This is a genomic window from Ekhidna sp. (genome assembly GCF_965228795.1).
In the GTDB taxonomy this organism is placed as follows: domain Bacteria; phylum Bacteroidota; class Bacteroidia; order Cytophagales; family Cyclobacteriaceae; genus Ekhidna.
Map to the genome: position 1 here is coordinate 3,730,301 of NZ_OZ245839.1, position 24,083 is coordinate 3,754,383.

At 39.4% G+C, this 24,083-nt stretch carries 26 protein-coding genes; 11 read left to right on the forward strand and 15 right to left on the reverse strand.

Annotation, left to right across the window (positions count from 1 at the left end; translation table 11 throughout):
- Positions 1-63: 63 nt before the first annotated feature.
- The 3 genes from ACQK2H_RS16780 to ACQK2H_RS16790 are packed head-to-tail and all read right to left on the reverse strand — an operon-like array spanning position 64 to position 2,016.
- Complete coding sequence (locus ACQK2H_RS16780; protein ID WP_425392535.1) at positions 64-294, reverse strand: hypothetical protein; 231 nt, start codon at positions 292-294, stop codon at positions 64-66.
- Between the two features lie 20 nt (positions 295-314).
- Positions 315-743: a type I restriction enzyme HsdR N-terminal domain-containing protein gene (locus ACQK2H_RS16785; RefSeq protein WP_425392536.1), complete on the reverse strand. Its 429-nt coding sequence runs from the start codon at positions 741-743 to the stop codon at positions 315-317.
- Positions 721-2,016 (reverse strand): MFS transporter, encoded by a 1,296-nt coding sequence (locus tag ACQK2H_RS16790; protein WP_425392537.1) that lies wholly within the window; start codon positions 2,014-2,016, stop codon positions 721-723. The genes ACQK2H_RS16785 and ACQK2H_RS16790 overlap by 23 nt, the downstream gene beginning before the upstream one ends.
- Before the next feature lie 54 nt (positions 2,017-2,070).
- On the opposite strand from ACQK2H_RS16790, the gene ACQK2H_RS16795 reads away from it, so the two are divergent.
- The 3 genes from ACQK2H_RS16795 to ACQK2H_RS16805 are packed head-to-tail and all read left to right on the forward strand — an operon-like array spanning position 2,071 to position 4,095.
- Positions 2,071-2,730, forward strand: a complete 660-nt coding sequence (locus ACQK2H_RS16795) for a DUF6090 family protein (RefSeq protein WP_425392538.1) — start codon at positions 2,071-2,073, stop codon at positions 2,728-2,730.
- Positions 2,720-3,649, forward strand: coding sequence for a succinylglutamate desuccinylase/aspartoacylase family protein (locus ACQK2H_RS16800; protein ID WP_425392539.1), 930 nt, complete (start codon positions 2,720-2,722; stop codon positions 3,647-3,649). Before ACQK2H_RS16795 ends, ACQK2H_RS16800 begins: the two co-directional genes overlap by 11 nt.
- Positions 3,646-4,095, forward strand: coding sequence for a GNAT family N-acetyltransferase (locus ACQK2H_RS16805; RefSeq protein WP_425392540.1), 450 nt, complete (start codon positions 3,646-3,648; stop codon positions 4,093-4,095). The genes ACQK2H_RS16800 and ACQK2H_RS16805 overlap by 4 nt, the downstream gene beginning before the upstream one ends.
- Here the strand turns inward: ACQK2H_RS16805 and ACQK2H_RS16810 are convergent.
- Both ACQK2H_RS16810 and ACQK2H_RS16815 read right to left on the reverse strand, forming a co-directional pair.
- Positions 4,092-5,573 (reverse strand): OmpA family protein, encoded by a 1,482-nt coding sequence (locus tag ACQK2H_RS16810; RefSeq protein WP_425392541.1) that lies wholly within the window; start codon positions 5,571-5,573, stop codon positions 4,092-4,094. The genes ACQK2H_RS16805 and ACQK2H_RS16810 overlap by 4 nt on opposite strands.
- A gap of 117 nt (positions 5,574-5,690) precedes the next feature.
- Positions 5,691-6,341, reverse strand: a complete 651-nt coding sequence (locus ACQK2H_RS16815) for a DNA-3-methyladenine glycosylase (protein WP_425392542.1) — start codon at positions 6,339-6,341, stop codon at positions 5,691-5,693.
- A gap of 17 nt (positions 6,342-6,358) precedes the next feature.
- Here ACQK2H_RS16815 and ACQK2H_RS16820 point away from each other — a divergent pair, with 17 nt between their 5' ends.
- On the forward strand, positions 6,359-7,222 hold the full coding sequence (locus tag ACQK2H_RS16820) for a DUF2911 domain-containing protein (protein WP_425392543.1): 864 nt from the start codon (positions 6,359-6,361) through the stop codon (positions 7,220-7,222).
- A gap of 195 nt (positions 7,223-7,417) precedes the next feature.
- Here ACQK2H_RS16820 and ACQK2H_RS16825 read toward each other — a convergent pair whose 3' ends face one another.
- The 4 genes from ACQK2H_RS16825 to ACQK2H_RS16840 form a co-directional block, all read right to left on the reverse strand.
- Positions 7,418-7,756, reverse strand: coding sequence for a type II toxin-antitoxin system PemK/MazF family toxin (locus ACQK2H_RS16825; protein ID WP_425392544.1), 339 nt, complete (start codon positions 7,754-7,756; stop codon positions 7,418-7,420).
- Positions 7,746-8,003 (reverse strand): hypothetical protein, encoded by a 258-nt coding sequence (locus ACQK2H_RS16830; RefSeq protein WP_425392545.1) that lies wholly within the window; start codon positions 8,001-8,003, stop codon positions 7,746-7,748. Before ACQK2H_RS16830 ends, ACQK2H_RS16825 begins: the two co-directional genes overlap by 11 nt.
- A 40-nt stretch (positions 8,004-8,043) precedes the next feature.
- A complete protein-coding gene (locus ACQK2H_RS16835) occupies positions 8,044-9,753 on the reverse strand; it encodes a sodium:solute symporter (RefSeq protein WP_425392546.1) in 1,710 nt (569 codons plus the stop codon).
- 134 nt (positions 9,754-9,887) lie between these two features.
- A complete protein-coding gene (locus ACQK2H_RS16840; protein ID WP_425392547.1) occupies positions 9,888-12,338 on the reverse strand; it encodes a PIG-L family deacetylase in 2,451 nt (816 codons plus the stop codon).
- 148 nt (positions 12,339-12,486) lie between these two features.
- Between ACQK2H_RS16840 and ACQK2H_RS16845 the strand changes: the two genes are divergently transcribed.
- Together ACQK2H_RS16845 and ACQK2H_RS16850 are read left to right on the forward strand one after the other, a co-directional pair.
- The gene (locus tag ACQK2H_RS16845) at positions 12,487-13,653 is read left to right on the forward strand and encodes a histidine kinase dimerization/phosphoacceptor domain -containing protein (RefSeq protein WP_425392548.1); all 1,167 of its coding nucleotides are present in this window, start codon (positions 12,487-12,489) and stop codon (positions 13,651-13,653) included.
- Entirely contained in the window at positions 13,650-14,813 is a 1,164-nt protein-coding gene (locus tag ACQK2H_RS16850) for a sensor histidine kinase (protein WP_425392549.1), read from the forward strand. Before ACQK2H_RS16845 ends, ACQK2H_RS16850 begins: the two co-directional genes overlap by 4 nt.
- Here the strand turns inward: ACQK2H_RS16850 and ACQK2H_RS16855 are convergent.
- Entirely contained in the window at positions 14,810-15,283 is a 474-nt protein-coding gene (locus tag ACQK2H_RS16855) for a response regulator (protein ID WP_425392550.1), read from the reverse strand. The two genes, ACQK2H_RS16850 and ACQK2H_RS16855, sit on opposite strands and share 4 nt — an antisense overlap.
- Before the next feature lie 179 nt (positions 15,284-15,462).
- Between ACQK2H_RS16855 and ACQK2H_RS16860 the strand changes: the two genes are divergently transcribed.
- Entirely contained in the window at positions 15,463-16,053 is a 591-nt protein-coding gene (locus ACQK2H_RS16860; RefSeq protein ID WP_425392551.1) for an intradiol ring-cleavage dioxygenase, read from the forward strand.
- Here ACQK2H_RS16860 and ACQK2H_RS16865 read toward each other — a convergent pair whose 3' ends face one another.
- Positions 16,054-17,442 (reverse strand): ATP-binding protein, encoded by a 1,389-nt coding sequence (locus ACQK2H_RS16865; protein WP_425392552.1) that lies wholly within the window; start codon positions 17,440-17,442, stop codon positions 16,054-16,056.
- A 136-nt stretch (positions 17,443-17,578) separates the two neighbouring features.
- On the opposite strand from ACQK2H_RS16865, the gene ACQK2H_RS16870 reads away from it, so the two are divergent.
- A complete protein-coding gene (locus ACQK2H_RS16870) occupies positions 17,579-17,878 on the forward strand; it encodes a hypothetical protein (protein WP_425392553.1) in 300 nt (99 codons plus the stop codon).
- Between the two features lie 24 nt (positions 17,879-17,902).
- Here the strand turns inward: ACQK2H_RS16870 and menC are convergent, their stop codons facing one another.
- Positions 17,903-18,958: an o-succinylbenzoate synthase gene (menC, locus tag ACQK2H_RS16875; protein ID WP_425392554.1), complete on the reverse strand. Its 1,056-nt coding sequence runs from the start codon at positions 18,956-18,958 to the stop codon at positions 17,903-17,905.
- Position 18,959: 1 nt separating this feature from the next.
- On the opposite strand from menC, the gene ACQK2H_RS16880 reads away from it, so the two are divergent.
- Positions 18,960-20,120 (forward strand): S-adenosylmethionine:tRNA ribosyltransferase-isomerase, encoded by a 1,161-nt coding sequence (locus tag ACQK2H_RS16880; protein ID WP_425392555.1) that lies wholly within the window; start codon positions 18,960-18,962, stop codon positions 20,118-20,120.
- Here the strand turns inward: ACQK2H_RS16880 and ACQK2H_RS16885 are convergent.
- Complete coding sequence (locus tag ACQK2H_RS16885; protein WP_425392556.1) at positions 20,109-20,555, reverse strand: DoxX family protein; 447 nt, start codon at positions 20,553-20,555, stop codon at positions 20,109-20,111. The genes ACQK2H_RS16880 and ACQK2H_RS16885 overlap by 12 nt on opposite strands.
- Before the next feature lie 482 nt (positions 20,556-21,037).
- On the opposite strand from ACQK2H_RS16885, the gene ACQK2H_RS16890 reads away from it, so the two are divergent.
- Positions 21,038-21,679, forward strand: coding sequence for an SDR family oxidoreductase (locus ACQK2H_RS16890; protein ID WP_425392557.1), 642 nt, complete (start codon positions 21,038-21,040; stop codon positions 21,677-21,679).
- Between the two features lie 51 nt (positions 21,680-21,730).
- On the opposite strand, the gene ACQK2H_RS16895 is transcribed toward ACQK2H_RS16890, so the two are convergent.
- Positions 21,731-22,537 (reverse strand): M23 family metallopeptidase, encoded by an 807-nt coding sequence (locus tag ACQK2H_RS16895; RefSeq protein WP_425392558.1) that lies wholly within the window; start codon positions 22,535-22,537, stop codon positions 21,731-21,733.
- A 93-nt stretch (positions 22,538-22,630) separates the two neighbouring features.
- On the reverse strand, positions 22,631-23,194 hold the full coding sequence (locus tag ACQK2H_RS16900; RefSeq protein ID WP_425392559.1) for a type 1 glutamine amidotransferase domain-containing protein: 564 nt from the start codon (positions 23,192-23,194) through the stop codon (positions 22,631-22,633).
- Positions 23,195-23,343: 149 nt separating this feature from the next.
- Between ACQK2H_RS16900 and trhA the strand changes: the two genes are divergently transcribed.
- A complete protein-coding gene (gene trhA / locus ACQK2H_RS16905; protein ID WP_425392560.1) occupies positions 23,344-23,970 on the forward strand; it encodes a PAQR family membrane homeostasis protein TrhA in 627 nt (208 codons plus the stop codon).
- Positions 23,971-24,083 lie beyond the last annotated feature (113 nt).

The following is a 24,083-nucleotide window of genomic DNA, read 5'->3' on the forward strand; positions in this document are numbered from 1 at the left end:
TTTACTGCCTTAGATACAACATAAAGCGATAATGCAATGATTAGAAATAGCTGACCTCTTGATCTATTCACTTTCACTATATTTTTTCAATATTCGCTCTCTATATCTCCAACCAAGGAACATTCCGGGAAACATGATTACCCAACCTATCCACCTTTCCCATTCAAAAGGCTCACCATTAACCAAAACACGATACGCGTGAAACACAATCATGACTAGTGCGAGAATTGACATTATCAAAGCACCTGTAGCCTGGTTTTGTTTGTCATGATATTCTTTTTTAGAGATTTTCACAATGCTAATATAGGTACCTGTCACAATTCATAAAAAGGAAAATCCTTTATCTGTTGAAATCCTGCCTCTTCTTTCTTCCATATGAAATGCTTCATGCCGTTAGTTATAGCTAAAAATCTGGCATCTAATACTTTGTTATAAGCAGATACCTGTCCAAGCACCTTCTGATCCAACTTTACTGATGGAGCCTTGCACTCTACTAACAAAAACACATGCCCTTCCCGATCAAGAACTACAATGTCTGATCGCTTTTGATTTTTAAAGTAGGACATGATTTGCTCTAGCTTAAATAGACCTTTTGGATATCCCAGATGCGAAACTAACAGGTTGATGAAATGCTGCCTTACCCACTCTTCAGGCGTTAAAACGATCCACTTTTTCCTGATTAAGCAGAAGATGCGGCTACCCTCAACTTGATAATCAAACTCAGGAAGCTTGAGTCGCTGCATTTTTCAACTTCACTTGTGAGAGGAAAATCATTCCGATAATAAAAAAAGATGCGAGTGCCAAGGTGCTGTTTCGCATGCTTCCCGTTACCTGCTCGATGTAGCCATAAACAAATGTTCCTATCACAATAGAAACATTGTACGTCACATCATAAAAACTAAAAAAGGAAGCAGTATCTACTGTTTCTTTCGGCATAATCTTAGAATAAGTTGCTCTGGAAAGTGACTGAATACCCCCCATGACCAACCCAACAACTGCGGCTAAAGCAAAGAACTGTGGTTCTGCATTTACGAAATATGCTCCAAGGCAACATCCAATCCAAATCACAATCTGAATGGCCAGCGATCGAATGTTTCCCTGCTTCTTTGAAATGTAAGCGAAAAGGTATGCTCCGGCAATCGCTACAAACTGTATCAAAAGTACCGTCATAATCAGCTTACTCGCTTCCATTTTTAATTCTTTAGAACCGAAGGTTGCTGCTAAATACATGACTGTTTGTACGCCCATATTGTAAAAAAAGAATGCCAAAAGAAACTTACGCATACCATCCATCTCTTTTAGCTGCCTCCATACTTTTCTTAATTCACGATATCCGTTCGTCAGGTAGTGCCCTTCAGGCTTTCTACCATGTGGATTTTCGGGAAGTTTGGAAATGGCATAAAGTGAAAAGCCAATCCACCACACACCCACGGTTAAAAATGCTACACGTGATGCAATGCCTGCATCAGCAAGGCCAAACGTTTCAGGCATTTGAATGGTGGCCAAATTGATGACCAACAGAATAACTCCTCCAACATATCCATACGAATATCCACGCGCACTGACAATATCCCGTTTGTCCTCGGTTACGATTTCATTCAAAAATGCGTCGTAAAACACCAGACTCCCGGAGTAACCTACACTGGCCATCACCGAACATAAAATCCCCCACTCTACATTTTCACCAGTGAAAAAGAAGAGCCCAATACATGAGAAAGAGCCTATAAACATGAAAATTTTTAAAAAGAACTTCTTTTTCCCGGCGTAATCCGCAATCCCTGAAAGTATGGGTAAAACAATAGCCACCATCAAAAAGCTAGCTGAAAGTGCATAAGAATAAAGCACTGAGTTTACGATCTCCACTCCGAAGAAATCAATGCGATCACCACCGCTGGCATTAACCGCTACATTCTGGTAGTAGATTGGAAAAATAGCAGATGTAATGGTAAGCGAATAGACCGAGTTGGCCCAGTCATAAAGGCACCAGGCGTTGATGGTTTTCTTATCGTTCAGCATAGCGATTTAATTGATCGGCAATATAATGAATGCTTCTTTGACTATTTTTAGTGCATGGCAAAGAAGGTAAATATTAAACTCAGCCAAATACTGATTGAAGTAGCTGTTGTTACCGTAGGAATACTAATTGCATTTTCGCTAAACAACTGGAAAGAGGCTCGTGCCACTAAAAATCTGGAAGAAAAAATGCTGAAAGAGATCAAATCGAATTTAGAACTTGATCTCATTGATCTTCAAGACAATTTCAACGGACATAAAGGTGCCTTGGAGCATATTAGAAACTTGCAGGCTGGTCCGCCTAATTATCCCGGTAATATCGGTAATGCTTTTGGTTCCGCATTAAGGGATTTTATTTTCAGTCCACAAACCAGTGCATTTGAAACACTAAAAGCACGAGGTGTGGATCTCATTTCAAATGATAGTCTGCGCATTCAAATTCTCAGGTTATATGATTTCGATTATGTGGTTATCGAAAAAATTGAAGAACATTATCAGCCGAGTCAATTCACCCACCACTATCAACACATTGTACTGACTTACTTCGACCAATTAGAGCAGGGTGAAACAGACTGGATTACTTCCACAGATGTACAAATGAGACTAGAACTTGTCCAATTTGAAAGAAATTTTGTGAGCTCGATATACGAAGCATGCATCCAAAATGTAAACCGACTCATTGCCAGCATAGATAAAGAGATCCAAAATGAATTTTGATTTAAAAACAGAGAAGCTTCACCGTCAAAATATCCCTACTGCCCGTCTTCCTTCCGGAACGGTCATCGAGATACCTATTTTCTCTTACGAGGCAAAACAAGAAGGTCCAACCTTACTATTGATGGCAGGCATGCATGGTGATGAGATTAATGGAGTGGAAATCATGCGTCGGATCATTACCCAAAAGCTTTATATGGTAGCATCCGGAAGGGTGATTCTAATACCGGTTTTTAATGTATTTGGATTCATAAATTTTAGTAGAGAAGTTCCTGACGGCAAAGATGTAAATCGTTCTTTTCCCGGAAATAAAAACGGCTCTTTGGCGAGTCAGTTTGCATATTTCATGACTGATGAAGTACTCCCATATATAGATTATGGCATTGATTTTCATACAGGAGGTAAACAAATCAATAACTACCCACAGGTACGGGCAATGCTGGACGACCCTAAAAATCAAGCATTGGCCAATGCGTTTGCATCTCCATTTATCATCAACTCACCTTTTAGAGACAAGTCGCTTCGAAAAGAAGCTGGTAAAAAAGAAAAAAGCGTACTTGTTTATGAGGCAGGTGAATCATTGAAACTAAGAAAACCTGCCATTGATGAAGGACTTTCCGGAATGAAACGTGTAATGAAACACCTGGGAATGATCACAGATGCTCCTCAAGCGACAAAACCATCTACCATAATCGTTAAATCCTCATGGACAAGGGCAAGTAGAGCCGGATTGCACTATGCACAAGCCAGAAATGGCTCCTTTGTGAAAAAAGGTGAAGTGATGGGTGTAATCTCTGACCCATATGGCGAATATGAAAAAAAGGTAAAAGCCACACACGATTGCTATATCTTGAGCATCAACAACAATCCGGTCGTAAACCGGGGAGATGCGTTGTTTCATACGGGAGTGACTGAACAATGATTAGAAAGCTAGATCATAAAAATCCTAAGGAAGCATCTAAGATTAGGGAGATTTTCCAGGAATCTTACGCAGTAGAAGCGAAGCTGCTAAATGCAGAAAATAACTTTCCTCCACTTAAAAGACCACTATCAGGTTACATTGAAGCTCGTACAGCATTTCATGGACACTTTGAAAATGAAAGCCTTGCCGGAGTAATTGAGATCACCTCAGAAGACGATTCGACGCATATCCAAAGCCTTGTTGTTAGCCCTCGGTTTTTCAGAAGAGGCATTGGCAGTCAGTTATTACAATATGTTATTGACCAATTCGACGCACCCGTTTTCACGGTTGAGACAGGAGCTGCCAATGATCCTGCAATTGCATTATACAAACGCTTTCATTTTCAAATCGTTCGAAAATGGATGACTGAGGTAGGTATTGAAAAGGTGGCTATGAAAAGAATCTAATCCTCAATTACCTCAAACTCTACCCTTCGGTTCAACTTCCTCGTTTCCTCTGTTTCATTACTATAAAGCGGCTGGTTGCCTCCGTACCCCTTTCCACTTACTCGATACGGACTTATACCTTGAGAAAGGATATACGCTTTTACCGCTTTTACCCGAGCTTCTGATAACTGTACATTCTTTACAGGATCCCCGGTATTATCAGTGTGACCTTTAAGCAAAATTTTGATATCAGGATTGTCATTCATCACCTCTACCACCAGGTTCAATTCTTTTTCAGACCCCTCTACCATGGTCGCTGTGCCGCGCTGAAACAAGACATGATCCAGTGTGATCACACTTCCCTTCGCAACGGAGGATAAACGGATCACATTTTCACCTACAGATAATTGATCGTCGAGCATAAGCATCTTAGGTAAATATCCTGCAGATTTGATCTCTACTTCTTCACCCGTTAACGAGTCAATTTCAAAAGTCCCATTGGCACTTATTTTTCGCTCATCTGCAGCAATAAGCTCTGCAGGAATAACCTCCTCTGTTTGTGCATCCACAACTTTAAGGATTAAACGATTATCTACTTCAGGTTGCCTCTTGGCAACAGGATCTGGTTTAGCTAATGTTGTTGTATCCTCTTCAATATCCTCCTTAAACCTAATTTGCATTATGTCACCATAAGCATCACTGTCTTGTGAACTTACATAAAATGCCCGCTTCTCACCATCCCTGTAAGCAAAAGATGTCTCTGCACCAGAGGTATTGATCTGTGGCCCCAGATTAATAGGCTCACTCCAGTTTCTCCAGGAATTATCCAACCTTACCGTGTAAAAGAGATCAAAACTCCCTGCACCACCACGACCATTTGTTGCGAAGAATAAGGTCTTGTTATCCTCTGCTAGAAAAGGAGTCACTTCCTGGTAAGCAGTATTCAATTGTGCCCCCAGGTTTTTCGCCCTACTCCAACTTCCATCATAGTTACGCTCAACTACATATAAATCCTCAACTCCATAGGTGTGATTGGCTTCCATACTTAAGATCATGTACTTCCCATCTTTTGAAATACAACCGCTTTGAACAGGAGCCTTATTCTTAAAAAAAGGAATCTCAACACGCTCTGGCTTCATATTGACGGATTGGGTGCGAAAAACACCCCCCTTGTAAATACCTAACTCACGTATAACCTTATTGAAATAAATCCAACCTTCGTGGAATCCTAATGGACTCACCATGCCCGGCTTATCCAACCAATCAGTAAAAAGTATGATTTCCTTACCGTTTATGCTTTGCTTTTCAATGAAAGAATCTGATAAGCCACTTCGATCCTGAGTAAATGCCATTCTTTCTGACAAAGGGTCAAGCACCAGGTAATTTTGTCCGTAGTGTGTGTTTAATGAATCGACAGCTTTTCCTGAGTCTTCAAAAGCTATTTGCGCGCTGGTAATGAGACTTGAGCAGAGTAAAAATATGTTTATTGAACTTTTCAACTAATTAATTTAATTTTTTTGTGATAAACATTTGAATATATAAATATTCATATATATTATTGTACTTGTAAAGTTTCTCTATTGGTTAGTTGGTGACAAAGCTAAACAGCTAGTGAATTATTTGAGTCCGGTGTGGTTAGCCGGACTTTTTTTTATGCCTTTACTCACAAACTTATTTCCCGCAATGATAAAGCGCCACGGCTTTAATGCATCTTCTTCGGCGTATTCTACTCCAATGCGTGTGTCAGATAAAATTTCAAATTTTTCTTCAGTTTCGCTTCTCCCAATCCATAGCTGATCCGAAAGCAGATCAGTCCCGGTCATCCGAACATGGATGCCCATCGCTTCTGATAAGGTGCCCGGACCTGAAGCCAGCTTTGCTTTGGTGTATTTTCTTCGTTCTTCCATGGTATCAATTCCCTCCATAGGCTCTAAAGCACGTATCAGCACAGCATCTGCCTGCCCTTCATGGTTGGTAACCACATTGGCCAAGTGATGAATACCATAGCATAAGTAAACGTAGGCATGACCTCCTTCGCCATACATCACTTCTGTTCGTGGTGTCCGTTTCCCATTGGCATGACAAGCTTTATCCCCTCTTCCACAATAAGCTTCTGTTTCTACAATTTTTCCCGCGGTAATTACCCCATCCATGTTAGTTATAAGTACCTTACCTAAAAGATCCTTTGCTATTTGCACGACATCCTCCCTTAAGTAAAACGATCTTGGGAGTTTTTCGTAAATGGATGTATTAATTTCGAAAACCATAAAAAACCTTTTAACAAATGAAACGAATCACAAATCTAATCTCACTATGCGTGCTAGTCGCGTTTGGTGCTACAGCACAAATCAATACACCTCAACCAAGTCCGGCAGGATCTGTTAGCTCCACTGTAGGGTTAACAGATGTTAAGATCGAATATTTTAGACCTGGTGTAAAGGGAAGACAGATTTTTGGAACCGGAGATGCTTTCTTAGAGCAGTATGGTGAAGTCTGGAGAACCGGAGCAAATGCGGGCTCGATGGTCACATTTAGTACAGATGTAAAAGTTGCTGGAACAGATGTGAAGGCTGGAACATATCAAATTGCCTCAATCCCGGGTAAAGACGAGTGGGACGTAATGTTGCTTTCAAGCCCTATTGGTGGAAATGAAGCTGCATATCATGATAGTTTAGCTGTAGTAAAAACAAAGGTAAAGTCTTCGAAAACTGCTAATTCAGTTGAGAGAATGACTTTCCAAGTTTCAGACATTAGTGCTGACAACACATCAGCTAACATTCATTTTGCATGGGCAAACACTTCCTGGAAGTTGCCTTTCACAGTAGACTTTCATGAAACTGTAATGAAGGATATAGCTGCTAAAACGCAGGTAAACCCTCAAAACTATGTAGCTGCTGCCAACTATTACCTTGCTTCTGGTGAAAACCTGGAGCAGGCACTAGAGTGGATGAATAAGTACCTTTCTATGGGTGAAAATTCAGGGCAATTCTGGCATGTACATACCAAGGCTCAGATTCAGGCTAAGCTTGGCATGAAGAAAGAAGCAATCGCCACGGCAAAAGATTCTATGGAAAAAGCGAAGAACTTTCCGAATGGTGACTTTGGTTATATAAAAAGAAATGAAGACTTAATTGCTTCTCTGAAGTAATTATAAACCGAGTAAGATCGAAAAGCGTGGGCTCAGCTCACGCTTTTTTGTTTTCAGAAATTCTTGTAGTCTCACCACTAATAGTGTCAGGACGACTTTCATGGCTGTTGGTGTTCTTGGATCATGAATGTTTAGTTTTAAAAATTCAGTAACACCACTACATGGATTTGCTTAGCCAGACGAACACTAATAAAGCTATCCTGAAATAAAAAAATCTTTTAATACCTCATGAAAATAAGTAACATCTTTGGGAGTCATTTTTCCGATTTTCTTAATAACTATTTCATCACTTAGTGTAGCCAACTTCATTCTTATTTTGGATGGTTTTGGTAATCCAGCCTCTTCCCATTCTTCAATTAAGTAGTCCCCAATTTTCGGATTACCGGAAAGTTGACTTGTGATAAATCCGATGATGACATCTCCCTCGGCATTATACTTATCGTGTGAAACAACTAAGGCTGGCCTTTTCTTTTGACTGGATAAGTCCGTAAATGGAAAAGGTACAAGAAGGATATCCCATTGATTATAACTCATTGTAGATTTCGTCTTCCTCATTATCCCACTCATCAAATGATGCTTTCGATAATCTTAAGATATATTCCGATTCTGGTTCAGCAGTAATCAATGACTTATGCTGATCAATATATTTATCAATGAGTTCTGATAAAATGCTACTCATTGTTTTGCCTTGTGTAGATGCTAAAATTTTAAGCGCTTTACGCTTTTTTTCATCCACTCTTATACTCATTACAGCCATACATGTAGGATTGTAGGGTTTCATACGAATATAAAGATCAGATGTTAAATAAATGAATTAAACATCAGTGAATAGACCTTTGTTTTGCAGGTAGCGCTATCTGCAAAATCAAACTTAATACAATTGTACCTCCACATCCGATCACGTTGTACCACAGATAGCTCAATGAGAAGATTCCGGCCTCCGTCATGAAGTGAATAACAATTACGCCCGTCTGAGCAATGATGGCCGCTATGAATACGGCATTCCCCATTACCTTTTTAAAGAAGAATGCTACCAGAAAAATCCCGAGCACAGTGCCGTAAAAAATTGAGCCTATAATATTTACAGCTTCAATCAGGTTCTCAGAGTTCTTGGCCAAAATAGCAAACAAAATCGCAAGCACTCCCCAGCCAAAGGTCATTAGCTTGGATGTATTGAGGTAATGATGTGGTGAAGCATCTTTCTTAATTGCTCGCTTATAAAAATCTACTTGAGTGGTAGAGGCCAGTGCATTAAGCTCAGAAGAAGTTGAAGACATTGCCGCAGAGAAAATCACTGCAATCAACAATCCAATTAAACCATGTGGAAGGTAGGTTATAATAAAGGTGAGAAATACATAATCAGAGTCCTTTGTTTCAAGTGTTTCGTCTGCTTTTAAGATTACCTCTTTTGCTTGTTCTCTAAGCTTGACCGATTTGGTGTCCGCATCAAGTAATGCATTAGATAGCTGCTCTCTTTCATCATCAGAAATTGAAGCTTGAGCTAAGCCCTCCGCCGCAATTCGACGCTCCTTCAGCACTTCTCCATATTGAGTATTTAGGCGATTAAAATCTTCAGCATATTCTGAGTTTTGAACGATTTCAACTGACGCTTCCTTAAAGTGGATTGGAGGTGTGTAGAAAATGAAAAACACATATACCATCACACCGACAAACAGAATAAAGAACTGCATTGGAATTTTCAAGATGGCATTGAACATCAACCCCATCCGACTCTCCGCAGCACTGGATCCACCCAAATATCTTTGTACCTGCGACTGATCCGTGCCGAAATAAGAAAGGGCCAGAAAAAATCCGCCGGTCAGCCCTGACCAGATGGTATATCGCTCACCGGCATCTGTACTAAAGTTCACAGCCTCCAACTTGCCAAGGTTTCCTGCGATTTCCAATGCACCACCAAAGCTTGTAAAATCATTGATGTAATTGATTATCATAAAAAAGGCGGCAAACATCCCCGCCATAATGACAAACATTTGCTGCTTCTGTGTGATGGAAACAGCCTTTGTTCCTCCTGATACGGTATAAATAATCACCAATATTCCGGTACCAAGGATGGTGGTAGTTAAGTCCCAATGTAAAATGGAAGATATAATAATAGCAGGAGCATAAATTGTAATTCCGGCCGCCAGTCCTCTTTGTATCAGAAAAAGAGAGGCCCCTAAATAGCGGGTCTTTAGATCAAATCGCTTTTCCAAAAACTCATAAGCTGTATAAACTTTCAGTCGATAGAATATCGGGATAAAAACAGCCGAAACAACAATGAGCGCAATGGGTAAACCGAAATAGTTCTGAACAAATCCCATTCCGCTTTCATACGCCTGTCCGGGAGTAGATATGAATGTAATGGCACTGGCCTGAGTAGCCATTACAGAAAGGCCGATGGTGCCCCATTTCATGGTATTGCCACCCAGCAAATACCCTTCAATATCTTTTTGACCTCTCGTTTTATAAACGCCGTAGGACACAATAAAAATTAGTGTGCCAAACAGCACAATCAAGTCGAGGGTGTTCATATGCTAATAGGAAGAGCTAAATAGATGAAACAAAATAATGAGTACAGCCAACCATCCTGCTACGAATAGGTAGAGGAAGCGCCATTTTTTGAATAAAGGCGGTTTGTCTATGTTCTTTTCAGAGATCAATTCTGTCATTTACCTAAGGATATCAAGTTTACAAAAATTCTGTAAGCACCGGGCACTCCGGCTGGTAATTCTCTAAACCAGCTGTACCCGGAGTACACATAGTATCCCTCTCCATACTTTGCGACGAGTAAGCCCCCGGTTTTTGGACTTTCTCCCGGATCATTACTCTTTAAGATTGGTGTGAACTCCTCAGACCATTCATTTGGGAAATAGAGTCCACGTTCCTGCACCCAGTTTTCGAAATCTTTTTCAGTAATTCTATTCGGTGAATTCATAACCGGATGATCAAATGCTACAATTTCTACAGGGGCCGCCTCCACAGCTACACGATCTCTGGAAAGCTTAAGCATAAAGGGTGCTATTTCTTGTGTCACCAATCGGTGGCTGGTATTATATTGAATAATCAGATTACCCCCCTGCTTCACATACTCAAAAAGATCTTTGTTTTTGTAAGACAGCCAATCTACTGTATTGAAAGCCCTGACACCCAGTATAATAGCGTCATACTTTTTCAATTTTGATACTTCCAGATCATCTTTTTCCAGCGACTCCACCTGATAACCAATCTGGGCTAAGTTCTCAGGAATAGCATCTCCGGCACCCTCAATATATCCAATCAGGTTTCCTTTCTTTTTCAAGTCAAGCTTGACCACTTTCACCTCAGCATCCGGGTAAAGTGTCTGTTTAGGAATATGATCATAATCAATAACCGAAAGACCCTTTTGGTAAGTTTTTCCACCAACAGTAGCATTTGCTACAACAAAGCCCTCGGAAGCTTCCTGAGGTGGTGTAATTGTGAATGTGAAGACTTGTTCCTGGCCTTTTTGATCTAAAGCGAATGGATATTCAGAAGGTGACACATTCCATCCGTTTGGAGTAGTCAACGATACGATCCCTTTACAATCTCTTTTCCCTGCAATTACACGAACACTCACTGACTTGGATTGACCATCTCCAAAAACCAATACACCCGAAGAAATATTCACCATCACTGGAGGCCCTATAGAAAGAGGCTCTGTTACTTCTCCCTCTACAGGATCAGTTCGCTTAAATACAACTGGAACTGTCAACGCTAGCTCTTCCTCATTTATCTTAATTGACACTTTTCCTTCAATAGCTGGATCATTTTCTGGCTTCCCGATCATTTCCTGATCATTCACCTGATACATGCCCAACTCCCCATCTTCTCTTAACCAATATGGGTGACTATATTTCATCCCTGAAGGTATCGTAAAATTCATTTCAGAGAAGAACGGTTTGTTATTCGGTAATGGAGCTGATAATTGAATGGGATTTGGCCAGGATGAAAATTCAATATCCTGCAACGTCATTTTTACATTGCTACGATTCACTGCCTCCACTGAAATGGTTATGGAATCACCGACAGAAAAGCTGGTCTCATTAGCTCTTAATGATACATAAAGACCTGTAGCCGCTACAATTAGCTCATCTATTTCTTTCTGTTTAATCTCCCTCCAAAAGGTATCATCAACCTCATCTAGTGCCTGACGTGCTCCCATAAGCGGAGCTACAATTGCCTCAGGATTTTTTTCGTCATAAAGCGAAATAGCTTTATCGATATAAAAAGCCACCTCTTTTGAACCTTTTACTCTTCCCCAGGAGGTATTAATATTCCCAAAAGGATTATCGGTTTCTTCTCCTCCCCATTGAAATAAATATTCTGTTTGATCACCTCGGCTTCCGGAAGACCCAAAGCCCTGGCTTTTGTGCATGCTCCTGCTTCGTGCTGCGATTTCAGAATAAGATTCTCCAAGTAGCGGATTGTATTGCCCCACATTGAGTTTTTTTAGCTGTGTGGTATCCATTTCTCCATCTCTGAACCACCACCAACCGGTATTCCAAAATATCTTTTTTGGCTGCCAGGGGTCTACATAAGATAATTGCTCCGGAAATGCATTTTCATCTCCGCTTAGCTTAAAAGCCTCTCTGGCTAGAATAGCACTGGCAGTATGGTGACCATGTGATCTACCATCGGAATCAAAACGTGTAATGATAATATCAGGTCTGAATTTCCTAAACGTCCAGACAAAATCAGCTAATACTTTCTCCCTGTCCCAAATCGTAAATGTTTCATCCGGATTTTTTGAATACCCAAAATCATTGGCTCGAGAGAAATATTGTTGTCCACCATCAATTGAACGAGCTGCAAGCAGCTCTTGCGTTCGGATCAACCCTAATTCTTCTCGAATTTCCGGCCCAACTAGATTTTGACCTCCATCGCCACGCGTTGCAGAAAGGTAAGCCGTTCGCATAAGCTCTTCGTTAGCATAGTATGCAATCAGCCGTGTGTTTTCATCGTCCGGGTGTGCGGCAACATAAAGCACTGACCCCAGCACCTTAAGCTTCTCTAGCTTTTGACGGATTTCTCCGGGCTGAAATTGTTTAAAACTTTGTGCAAAAGATGATAATGTGAGCACAACCAAAAAGGCGCTCATGTAGGCATGGGTTTTCATAGATCGGTTTTCGTTCGGGTTTGTTACGAGATAAAGAGCGGAAAGTTATGGGAATTGTATGAGTGGTCTATAATAATAGAAAACCCCAACATCGATTATTTATCGTAGTTTTATTTACCAAACGCCTGAAGTGAGAGTTTTCGATTACACGCCTAAGCAATATAAAAACAGTGAACATGCCAGTATAGCAAGTGTGCTTAATATTGGTTTTATCTTATTGCCCCTACTTCTACTGGTTGTGTTTATACGTCAGCTATTGCAAAGTGACTATGACATGACGATTGTAATTGGCACTGGCATTGTCTTCTCATTCATCACACGCTACTTATTTCTTAAAGGGCATCTGCGAAGAGCAGTCATGATGATTGCTGTGTTTTTTACCATTCTACTTACAGTAGTATGTTCTTTTGGCAATGGAATTCACGATATAGGTTTAATAGGTTTTCCAATACTTATAGGCTTTTCCAGCATCGTTCTTAAACAGAGACAGTTGATTGCGAGCTCTTCACTCAGTATTCTTGGTTTGGCTTGGTTAGTTCTCGGAGATAAATTCAATTTCTTCGAACCCATCCCGGTCCCTACTGGTAACACCGGAGACTTCATCATAGCAAGCCTTTTAATAATTATGGGTGGTTTCGTGGCTTTCAGCCTCACAAATAACATGAAAGATTCATTGAAACATGCAAATCATGAAGTAGAGGTGAGCAAAAGAGAGGCAAATAAGTTGATAAAGGAAATAGACGAAAAAGAAGAAATCATTGAAGAAATTCACCGAGCAGTGATTAATAGCCTAAATCATATCAGACATCTAATTGATAACCGAATTGATGATAAGCAAACTGAAACACTAAAAAGTGTATTTAGAAGCCTTGAACGAAAAATACTGGTCATTGAGGCTGCACATGAAACACTTTTGAAAGAACAGGAACCTATTCAATTAGAATTGGGTGATTTTACACGTACACTTGTTCCAAAGTTTGAAAAGGATTTAAATGCACCTGTTTTACACATTAATGCTGAACAATCAGCCTGTATCGTCAGCCTGGATCAGGCGATATACTATGGTATCTGTGTGCTGGAGCTCATGCTTGAAGCTGATAAACACAGCCCCACACTACTCAAGGTGGGATTAGCCCATTCCGATTCCCTAATCACATTAATTGTAAGTGGATTTGAGAATGCTACGTATGAAAAAAGTGGATTGATAATGGATCTATTACCGCAGCAACTAAAAGGGAAGCTGGAAAAGCTGCCAAATGAAATGAAGCTCACATTTAAATCTACCGGTATCGTATGAACCGATCTGATTGGCTTCCATATGACAATACGCTAGATAGCTACTCCAAAAAAGAGGTAACTAATCTTTTAAAGACATTTCTGTTAATTATCCCTTTAGTATCTGTGATACTGGCAGCTGTCAATTTTTCGCTGGGGCTTGCTCAAATCGCTCTTACAATACTTACCGTACCCATTTTTTGCCTGTTCTCTTTCTGGGCTCTAAACAAGGGAATGATCAACCTCTCTATGATCATTTTGATTTCCATATTAATTGCCTCAACTACATTGAGTTGCACACTTGGAAACGGCGTTCACGAAACGGGGATCATGGTGTTACCTGTAATCGTTTTGTTCTCAAGTCTTGTAATGAACGTAAGAGGAGTTATCATCACCACTGTTACAGTTATTATCTGCCTTGCATACATCGTATTCGCCGAGAAATTCGGTCTCTACCCCTCAAGACATGTTCCTGCAGTGCGCTGGGTTGATTTAGTTGTCGTTCAGACCATAACTATCATTCACATCTTTGTAACGTATACCTTTTCCAGCATTACCAAGAAAAACCTCAAGCGTGTTAAGGTAGAGTTGAAAAATCAAGAAGTTTACAAATCAGAAAAGGCTGAAAATCTGAAAGAAAAAACGGAACTGTTGAGACTTGTACATCACAGGGTTAAAAACAACTTACTACTAATCAATAGCTTAATAGAGTTAGAAACGCATGGAAAGCCTGATATTAAAGAAGGTTTGTCCGAAATCACGAGTAGCATACACACCATTGCAAGGGCACACGACCCACTTTATCATACAGAGGATTATAAACAAGTGGCCATTAAGCCGTATCTGGAAAAACTCATAGCCACTTTTGTCCAATCTTCAGGCATAAGCAACATGCATGTTGAGCTTGAAGATATTTTAGTATTCCATGAAAAAGCCTTGCTATTGGGAATAATTCTTCAAAAAATACTAAGTGAAGCGGAACCCTCTTCTTTGGAGCGAATTTCCAACAACTATGATTCAAACTCAGATAAAATGACACTTGAAGTATCCTTTACTGAGGATAGTGAACTTTCTCAAAGCGGACTAACACTCATTGAAAAATTGACCAACGAATTGAATGGGAAGATTGATTTATCGGGAAGAAAAATATCCCTGGTATTCTTAGCCGAAAAAACTGATTAACCCAGCTTGCTAAAGTCTTTCACGTCAGCGTCCGTTGTAAGAATCCGCTGAAAAATATTGTTGAGGTCTTCAAAATCCCATGGTTTAGTCACGAAATCATGTATACCGAAATCTCCAATTGTTTCATAAAGATCTGCCCTTTTAATAAATCCACTGAGGATCATTCTTTTTATTTCAGGCTTAAATGCAAATACATCCTTCAAAAGCTCTACCCCGGACATGTGCGGCATTCGGTGATCTGTAACAATAAGATCTATTTTTTCTTTCTTGATAACCTCCAAAGCTTCATGGGGACCCAAAGCTGTATGCACATTGTAAAGTCGCCTAAAGGTTGATTTGAAACCACGCAGGTTAGGCATTTCATCATCAACGTATAAGATGGTATACTCTTTTTCAGTTCTTGCAGCCTTCCTGGCAGCCCTTCTTGCTGCTCGTCTTTCTGCTCTTTCTTCTGCTGTGAGTGTTTCCATTGGCACTATCTTCTTTCACAAAAATACACGAAATGTTGAGGAATAGATATCTAAATTTAGATAAGCAAAATACTTATTAACACAATGAAGTTCAAATAATCGACTGCTGATTATTTAATAAATAAATGATAATGGAGGTCTAATAAAAACTGGAGCTTATACTATTCGTATATAGATACATGAAATTTCTTTTACTGCCATTTTTATTTATTTCTTCCTATTGCACATCGACTACCGAAAGCGACTCTATCAATCAAAATAACTGTGAATGGTGTGGGGCTAATGAAGCTCCTAAAGACGCCACATGGAAAACCACCATAGCCTCTCCCGAGGAAAGAGGAGAACGGTTGCATGTAAGTGGTACTGTTTTAACTGCAGAGGGAGATCCGGCAACCGGAGTAATCCTATACCTCTATCACACCAATGCAGAAGGCATCTATCCTAAAAAAGGAAATGAAAAAGGGAATGGACGTAGACATGGCTATTTGAGAGGCTGGATCAAGACAAACCAAAATGGTGAGTATGCTTTTGAAACCATTAAACCAGCAGCATACCCCGGAAGAACAGAACCGGCTCACATTCACCTCACAATTAAAGAGCCGAATAAAGAAGAATATTGGCTGAAGAGCTTTCTATTCGCGGGTGATGAGTTACTCAAAGCTGAAGACTTGAAAAACAACTATACTGATGATAGATTCAATCACGTCCTGGAGTTAACCACTGAAAACGGAATACTTTATGGCAAACGAGATATCCAACTAAGGAAGTAATTAACCTGCTTTTAATTGAAAATTGAAAAGGGTTCCTTTTCCTTCCGGGTTATCCAGAACCTCGATCGTTCCTCCATTTTGAGTGATCAAATCTTTGCAGATAAACAATCCTACTCCTGAGCTCTTTTCATTCGCCGTTCCCGGACGTTTATTATCCTTTTTCATCTCAAAAAGACTCTCCTTCATGTTGTCGGGAATTCCAATGCCTGTGTCATAAAATTGAATCAATATGAATTCATTATTGGATTGAATTATCACAGTGATTTGCCCTCCTTGTTCTGTAAACTTGATAGAATTGGATAACAAGTTTCTCAACACGACCTTCAGTGCATTTTTATCGAATAAACAACTCGCCTCTAGGTCTCCTGAAATGGTAAACGTAATATTTTTCTTATCAATAAATGGCTTAGCTTGACTAGCTACAGCCTCTAATGTTTCCTTTACCGGAATTTGCTCCTGATCTACACGTTTTTGGTCTGAGGCAGCATGTCCCCATTCCATCAATTCATCCAGCATTTGTATGGTGTGATCTACTCCTTTGTCAATGGTCTTGAGAAATTCCCTCGCCTGTTCAATACTTACCTCCCCATCGTTTGTTAGTGTGATGACACTTTTGAGATTACTCAGAGGTCCCCGTATGTCATGACTAACAATTCGAATGAGTGTATCTCTGAGCATACTAGCACGCCTAAGCTCAACGGTTTTTTCTTGCACTCGCTGCTCCAGATCTTTGTTTAGCTCTTGGTTTTCTTTAAATGACTTTGCGAAAATTTCAGACAAAGCAATGGATTGAAAAAACAGAAAAATGATGAATCCGGTATTTACTAGGTTCGGTCCTGCATCAATAAATAATATTCCTGATGTTTTTAACAACTCTGCTAGAACAAACAAAAAACATAAAGCAGTACCAGAAAATACAAACATTGATCCGGTCATATCCTTCTGAACTGCCCGCCAAAGCATCGTAAAAGTGAGGATGTAAGAAGTCAATATGAATAGGTTGTAAATATCAAGCGTGTGATAAAAAATCCGGTAAGGCGTAAGTAGTACAAAAAGCAGAAAAGCTATAGATATAGCGATAAAAATATTTACCCATTTCTTGTAAACGGGAAATGTATATAACCGGTAAATAAACAAGAGAGTAAGGGGTACACCTGCATAGCTGCAGATGAATTCAATTTTTCGTCCAATGGTCAGAGGAACGTTTGGAAAAAAGCTATAAAAGACCATGGAGCCATCATCTACCAGAGTGGCTCTAATGAATATCATCAAACAGAGCAATGCCAAATAGAGGTAATGTTTTCTTCCTACCTGGAAGTAAAGCACCAGATTATAGGCAGCAAAAATTGCTATCCCTCCGATTTCCATCATTTCAATTGGCTGGTGCATTTGTTTTTAGGCTAGAGACATGAGTAATTAAAGTATCTGACTTGTAATAGTCAAGGACACATGGTAATTTTTCGACGATTCTAAAAGATATCTACATATTTCTATATCTTTAGCTAACCTCTAACTTCAGAATATTATGTCTATGTACTGCCTCGTATGGAAATACAAAGTGTCTAATCAAGCCAAGTTTGAAGAAGAATATGGCCGCAATGGAAGCTGGTTCAAATTTTTTGAGGCATGTGAAGATTACCTGGGACATGATGTTATGAAAAGTGCAGATGGCAGTGTTTTCATCATTGTGGATAAATGGATGTCTAAAGCGGATTATCAGGATTTTATAGATGATAATAAAGCAGAATATGACAGCCTCAATGAAAAAATGAAAGACTTGTACGATGAGGAAACTCAGCTGGGTGAGTTTGACCTCCTGCAATAGGATATGCAATTCAGATTTCTGTTCCTAAACATCTCCCCATACCTTCGATTGGGCATAAGAAAAATACCCATTATCAACTACAATAGGTGATGTGATATTGTTGTGATAAAGCCCCCCGGTTCCAAGACCATGAAATTCTTTATTCTCCAAAAATTGGCTTGTAAACTGTGCGATTGCGTTTAAACCTAAATTGGATTCAAGGTATGAGGTAACCCACCACTGAATCCCATGAATCTCTGCCAGATCTATCCACTCTTTCACAGAATTAAAGCCTCCATGCAATGTTGGTTTTAGAACTAAATATTGGGGTTTAAGGTCTTGCAAAAGATCAACACGGTCTCTTGATCCGGTTATACCAATAAGTTCCTCATCCAGCGCTATTGGAATTTCACTTCTGTTACAGATCAATTCCATCGCCTCAGGCTGCATCGGCATAATCGGCTGCTCTATTGAATGAATGTTGTATTTGCTCAGAGTTTTAAGCTTATGCAATACATCATTTGTTTGAAAGGAACCATTCGCGTCCAAACGAATGATTAGGTCATCTGAAATATTCCTTAGTGACTTGATGATTGCTATTTCAGTATCAAAATCAAGCGCTCCTACTTTTAATTTTATGCACCGAAAACCATCACTTAGCTTTTGCTCAATTTGGTCTCTCATGAATCTTTCATCGCCCATCCACACAAGCCCATTAATAGGAATACGGATATCCCCCAGATTCTTAGTGAATATGAGTTTTTCACCACCATTGAGTAAATCCAGCAGTGCCATTTCCATTCCAAATCGAATACTTGGCATGGTAGCAGGAACAAGTTCGGCAACCGTTTCAAAAACCTGCTCTTTATTCTCCGGTTTGAATAGTTTTTTTATTGGCTCACTTAATTGACTTAAAAATTGGGGAATTTCCTCAATGACTTCCGGACTTAAAGACTGAATGGGAGCTACTTCACCAATACCAATATTTTCATGTTCATCTGTCAGCTTGAGAAACCAAACTTCACGCTTCTTAATTTCGCCTCTACTCGTACGAGCAGAAAATTTAAAATCAAGCACATAGGGTTTAACTTCGAGCCTCATAATGGATCTAAAATTAGAAGATTTTTTATACGAACTCCCGGAAGATAGAATTGCAAAGCATCCTCCAAAAGAAAGAGCAGGATCAAAACTACTCTTCTATGATAAGGGTAAGATTTCTCATCACGAATTTAAAAACATTCAAAGCCTACTACCCAAGGATTCTTTACTTGTTTTTAATGATACCAAAGTAATCCCCGCCCGAATAATCATGCACAAAGAAAGTGGTGCGCGCATAGAGATATTTCTACTGGAACCACTAAAGCCATCAAATGTGCATGAAGAAGTGATGAATACAGCAGGCTCATGTACATGGAAATGCATGATTGGTAACGCAAAGAAATGGAAAAATAAAAGTGAGCTGCGAATACCTTCGTTATCATTAACCGCCCGTCGATCCGGAGCAGATACGGTGACTTTTTCATGGGAAAGTGATCTTACTTTTTCAGATCTGCTTACCGAAATAGGGAAAATTCCATTACCTCCATACATTGACAGGGAGGTAAATACACTAGATGAGGACAGGTATCAGACAGTGTATTCTAAAATGAAAGGTGCTGTGGCCGCTCCCACCGCCGGCTTGCATTTTACTAAAGAAATTATTGATTCATTGCCTGCTAAAGAGATTAAAACGGACTTTTTAACACTGCATGTTTCAGCCGGAACCTTCCAGCCTATTAAAAGTGAAAAAATTAGCGATCACCCCATGCATAATGAACAGGTATGGATTAGTCGATCAAACATTGAAAACCTCCTCGCCGCGAATAAAATAGTGGCAGTAGGCACCACTTCCATGAGAACACTCGAGAGTCTTTACTGGTACGGCGTGAAGGTTTTGAACGGTGAACAAGCATTCTTCATAAGAAAAGACGATCCGTATGAACTTGAACCAGCACCCCTTAAAAATGCACTTGAGGCTATTCTAGATCACATGAAAAAGGAAAGAATAGAGAAAATTGGAGGGCAAACAGAGATTTTTCTCTATCCCGGGTATACATTCAAAGTATGCGACGGCCTGGTCACAAACTATCACCTACCCGGGTCTACCCTCATTTTACTGGTAGCATCATTTATTGGTGAAGATTGGAAAAAAGTATACCAATCTGCACTCGCAAATGATTATCGATTTCTTAGCTATGGTGACAGTAGCTTATTACTTAGATAAGCTTGAGTTCATTTTCAAACGCTGATCTCTGATATAGTCAAGTGAAAATTTACCACTGCCGGCAATAGCAACTACAATTAAAAGCCCCAACGTAACTGCTGCCATTGGCAGCTCCATATAATTATCAGCTGTCAGCATTTTCATATAATTAAATATGACTGCACCGGCTAAAATCGGGATGTTTAACAAGCACATCCACCTTGTAAGGGCGCCACACATTAAAATAATTCCTCCTGCCATGTGAATAAAAATGATAGCATGTGCCAAATGCGCTGCTACGAAAACCCAACCTACAGATTGAATATTTGCTGTAAAACTGTCAAAATTGCTCGCGAAAACAATTCCCTTGTAAGTGATGAACCCACCCAGTGCAATACGAAGAAAATCTACAAGAATGGGTGGATTAATCGATTCGATTTTTTGAATGATACCCATAATTCTTGAAGTTTTATAGAATATAAGTTACTGAAAATAAGACTTAAATACAATTTCAAAGGACTGGCAGATGGATTTAGGTGGTTCATCGAAAGAGGCACAAAATACCCTAAACTGGGTATTGATAACCAAGCTAAAAGCCCCTTGATTTGTATTACCAACTATTCAACGAATGCTATGAGTCAATTAATAAAAAGTCTTTCGATCCAACGAATTCATATCGAGCTAGCCGGCAAAGCGCTGCTACTTGTTTTGATACTAGCGTTGATGATCGGTTAGATCGCTCTGTACACCGCACACCATTTTACCGTTAAACATTTGAAGGCGCCCTTTGGGGCGCCTTTTTTTATAAAAGTCTAGTTGTTCCACTAAAGTGGCAGGACGGCTTTCATGTTGGTGTTCTTAGATCATGAATTTTTATTTCAGATTTTCCTGAACGATTTGTACTTAGATGGATTAATTATATAAAAGAATAGAAAACAATGAATGTATTAATCATAGGAGCAAACGGAAAAATAGGTACCATTTTATCTAACAAATTGAAAGGGACGCCTCATCAACCTATCGCAATGGTTCGCAAAGAGGAACAACAAAAGTCTTTTGAAGAAAAAGGGGTTGGTGCAGTTCTTGCTGATTTGGAAAAAGATTTTGATCATGCCTTCGAGGGAGTGAATGCTGTTGTATTCACTGCGGGCAGTGGGGCTCACACAGGAAAAGATAAAACTCACTTAGTGGACAGAGTAGGAGCTAAAAAAGCAATCGACCTGGCAGTAAAGCACAAAGTGGATCGATTTATCATGATAAGCGCTTTTGGAGCTGATGCCAACCCTGACAAATGGCCGGAATCTATGGCTCACTATTATGAAGCTAAAGCAGATGCAGACAAACACTTAATGCAAAGTGGATTAGACTATACCATTTTGATGCCTGGTAAACTAACGGATGAAAATGGCACTAATAATATTGAATTAGGTGATAAAATCAGTCAAAGAAGTGGGTCAATTTCAAGGATAGATGTAGCAACCGTGATTCAAAAAGTACTGGACAATGACAATTCGATCGGTAAAAATTTAGAGTTACTTAGCGGTGACACACCTATAGATGAAGCAGTGTCGCGACTATAACTTTGAGCTGGAGTGGGAGAAATGCTTCTTCTCCAGCACTTTAGTATTGCATTACTTTGTTCTTTTATATCGCTTACGCTTCTTTAGGGATACTCCCTCATACCCTTCAAAATAGATGGGAACAGCAACATCTTTTCCTTTTCTCACAACAAAATGAAGATGGGGCCCTCGAGTAAATCCAGTAAAACCTGAATTTCCAATATGTTGACCTTTTTGAACATATTCGCCTTCCTCCACAGCGGCACCTTCGAAATCTAAATGTACATAGGAGGCAGTAGTACCATCAGAATGAAGGATAATTATTCTATTTGCTTTATTTCTATATTCCTCCCCTCCATGCTCATTGAACTGTTCCTCTACTTTTATTACTAATCCTTCACGTGCTGCATGCACTGGTTCACCGATCTCCAACTGAAAATCAATGGCATACCTTGAGGTAGATTTATTGTGTGAGAACCTCCCATTAAATCCTTGGCTTACTGAGTACTTCTTACCTTTTTTAAATGGTAATCCATACAAGTAAGTACTATCATGAATAGCATTGGGATCTCCCAGGTAATACCCTAAATCATAATTTTCATTAAACACATCAATTACCTGCTGCTTATCTCCCTCACCTAACTCAAAAGAAATCAAAGTATCCTTCGGTGGGATTACATATGACTTTACCTCTGTTTTTGTTTTTGAATCTTGAAGATATAAGTCCATAGGGGCCAAACTATGATTGACCACTTTTAATTTCCAAATCCCATCTTGAGTAATAACATCCAATGAGAGATCGGCTATCCCTGCTTTATTTTGAAAAGCATTTAGTGAGTGAAACGAAAGAATAAAGTGTAATAAAACAAAAACTCTCATTACATAAAGAGAGTAATTTTTGCGCCAGGTTGCATAAAAAAAGACCCCACTCACCATAAGGTGTGTGAGGCCCAGCTTTAGAAACTTTCTGACTTATATCGTTTTTTGATTTTCGTGGATACCTTCTGCAAATTCTTCAATCATTTTGGCATTGAAGTCATCTAAATCTTCCGGAGATCTACTGGTTACCAATCCGGCATCTACTACTACACTTTTATCTATCCACTGCGCTCCGGCATTTTTTAAGTCGGTTTTTATACTTGGAAATGACGTGAGCATTCGTCCATTTAGAGCTCCAGTCTCAATGAGAACTTGTGGAGCATGGCAAATAGCCGCTATTGGTTTTCCAGCTTCAAAGAATGAGCTCACAAAATCAATTGTCGCTTCATTTCTTCTTAATAAATCCGGATTAGCAACTCCCCCAGGAATTAATAGTGCATCAAAGTCATCAGGCTTTACTTGCTGCACCTGCATGTCCACATCTATTTCTATATTCCAGTTGTCGTTTTTCCAACTTCTGATCTTATCTTTTCTTGGAGAAACAATGGTTACATTAGCACCATTAGACTCTAGCATTTCCTTTGGAGAAGTCAATTCAACTTCTTCAAATCCGTCTTCTGATAAAATTGCAACATTTATATTTTCAAGTGGTTTCATATCTAATTTTGTTTTTAGTTTTTATTGAACGACTTACACTATTACTACAATCGTTTTGCGCATTCGTTTGAATTAATCACAAATGCCAACATTATTCTTAGTATTAGAAGATTTATAAAATATTATTACTCAATTATTGATATAATAAAATGTCAGAAGTACACTATACAGCATCCGAAGAACGACTTAATGTCATTACGCATGCAATAGGCGTTTTTCTTGGCATTGTAGGCCTTTTGGCACTTCTATTTAAAGCTTCCAACTTCGTAGAAGTCCTCTCTTCAGTCGTTTTTGGGACAAGTCTGATTGTGCTGTATACTGCTTCTACATTATATCACGCTTCAAAAAATCAAAAAACCAGAGGAAAACTTCGAATTTTTGATCATGCAGCTATTTACATTTTGATTGCCGGCACATATACACCCATTTGCCTGATCACTCTGAGCTTGAGCATTGGCACCACTCTCCTTTATGTCATTTGGAGTGTTGCTATTTGTGGAATTGTGCTGAAGCTATTTTTTACCGGCCGTTTTGATAAACTTTCCACGATACTTTACATAGCAATGGGCTGGATTGCCATTTTCGCAATCAAACCCTTATTGGAGACGATGAATACCGAGGGTCTTCTTTGGTTACTTGCCGGAGGTATCTTTTACACACTCGGAGCAGTCCTTTACAGCATCCGCTCCATACCAATGAATCATGCAGTATTTCACATTTGTGTACTGGGTGGTAGTTTTTGTCACTTTGTGATGATTTACCATCACGTAATGTAGATCAGCCAATACATTTTAGACGAATCCATTTAAAAATGGGATTTGAAGACCATAAAAACAGAAATGTATTTAATAAATTGATGCAAGATTACCAGCATGATGTTCGCTTCCAT

Excerpts from the sequence above, each read along its gene's own strand:
- ACQK2H_RS16835 (WP_425392546.1), bottom strand. The coding sequence starts at position 9,753 with ATGAACACCCTCGACTTGATTGTGCTGTTTGGCACACTAATTTTTATT.
- ACQK2H_RS16795 (WP_425392538.1), top strand. The coding sequence starts at position 2,071 with ATGGCAAAGAAGGTAAATATTAAACTCAGCCAAATACTGATTGAAGTA.
- ACQK2H_RS16850 (WP_425392549.1), top strand. The coding sequence starts at position 13,650 with ATGAACCGATCTGATTGGCTTCCATATGACAATACGCTAGATAGCTAC.
- ACQK2H_RS16825 (WP_425392544.1), bottom strand. The coding sequence starts at position 7,756 with ATGAGTTATAATCAATGGGATATCCTTCTTGTACCTTTTCCATTTACG.
- ACQK2H_RS16870 (WP_425392553.1), top strand. The coding sequence starts at position 17,579 with ATGTCTATGTACTGCCTCGTATGGAAATACAAAGTGTCTAATCAAGCC.
- ACQK2H_RS16820 (WP_425392543.1), top strand. The coding sequence starts at position 6,359 with ATGAAACGAATCACAAATCTAATCTCACTATGCGTGCTAGTCGCGTTT.
- ACQK2H_RS16880 (WP_425392555.1), top strand. The coding sequence starts at position 18,960 with ATGGATCTAAAATTAGAAGATTTTTTATACGAACTCCCGGAAGATAGA.
- ACQK2H_RS16900 (WP_425392559.1), bottom strand. The coding sequence starts at position 23,194 with ATGAAACCACTTGAAAATATAAATGTTGCAATTTTATCAGAAGACGGA.
- ACQK2H_RS16800 (WP_425392539.1), top strand. The coding sequence starts at position 2,720 with ATGAATTTTGATTTAAAAACAGAGAAGCTTCACCGTCAAAATATCCCT.
- ACQK2H_RS16790 (WP_425392537.1), bottom strand. The coding sequence starts at position 2,016 with ATGCTGAACGATAAGAAAACCATCAACGCCTGGTGCCTTTATGACTGG.
- menC (WP_425392554.1), bottom strand. The coding sequence starts at position 18,958 with ATGAGGCTCGAAGTTAAACCCTATGTGCTTGATTTTAAATTTTCTGCT.
- ACQK2H_RS16805 (WP_425392540.1), top strand. The coding sequence starts at position 3,646 with ATGATTAGAAAGCTAGATCATAAAAATCCTAAGGAAGCATCTAAGATT.
- ACQK2H_RS16860 (WP_425392551.1), top strand. The coding sequence starts at position 15,463 with ATGAAATTTCTTTTACTGCCATTTTTATTTATTTCTTCCTATTGCACA.
- ACQK2H_RS16840 (WP_425392547.1), bottom strand. The coding sequence starts at position 12,338 with ATGAGCGCCTTTTTGGTTGTGCTCACATTATCATCTTTTGCACAAAGT.
- ACQK2H_RS16785 (WP_425392536.1), bottom strand. The coding sequence starts at position 743 with ATGCAGCGACTCAAGCTTCCTGAGTTTGATTATCAAGTTGAGGGTAGC.
- ACQK2H_RS16885 (WP_425392556.1), bottom strand. The coding sequence starts at position 20,555 with ATGGGTATCATTCAAAAAATCGAATCGATTAATCCACCCATTCTTGTA.
- ACQK2H_RS16890 (WP_425392557.1), top strand. The coding sequence starts at position 21,038 with ATGAATGTATTAATCATAGGAGCAAACGGAAAAATAGGTACCATTTTA.
- ACQK2H_RS16815 (WP_425392542.1), bottom strand. The coding sequence starts at position 6,341 with ATGGTTTTCGAAATTAATACATCCATTTACGAAAAACTCCCAAGATCG.
- ACQK2H_RS16855 (WP_425392550.1), bottom strand. The coding sequence starts at position 15,283 with ATGGAAACACTCACAGCAGAAGAAAGAGCAGAAAGACGAGCAGCAAGA.
- trhA (WP_425392560.1), top strand. The coding sequence starts at position 23,344 with ATGTCAGAAGTACACTATACAGCATCCGAAGAACGACTTAATGTCATT.
- ACQK2H_RS16895 (WP_425392558.1), bottom strand. The coding sequence starts at position 22,537 with ATGAGAGTTTTTGTTTTATTACACTTTATTCTTTCGTTTCACTCACTA.
- ACQK2H_RS16830 (WP_425392545.1), bottom strand. The coding sequence starts at position 8,003 with ATGAAACCCTACAATCCTACATGTATGGCTGTAATGAGTATAAGAGTG.
- ACQK2H_RS16865 (WP_425392552.1), bottom strand. The coding sequence starts at position 17,442 with ATGCACCAGCCAATTGAAATGATGGAAATCGGAGGGATAGCAATTTTT.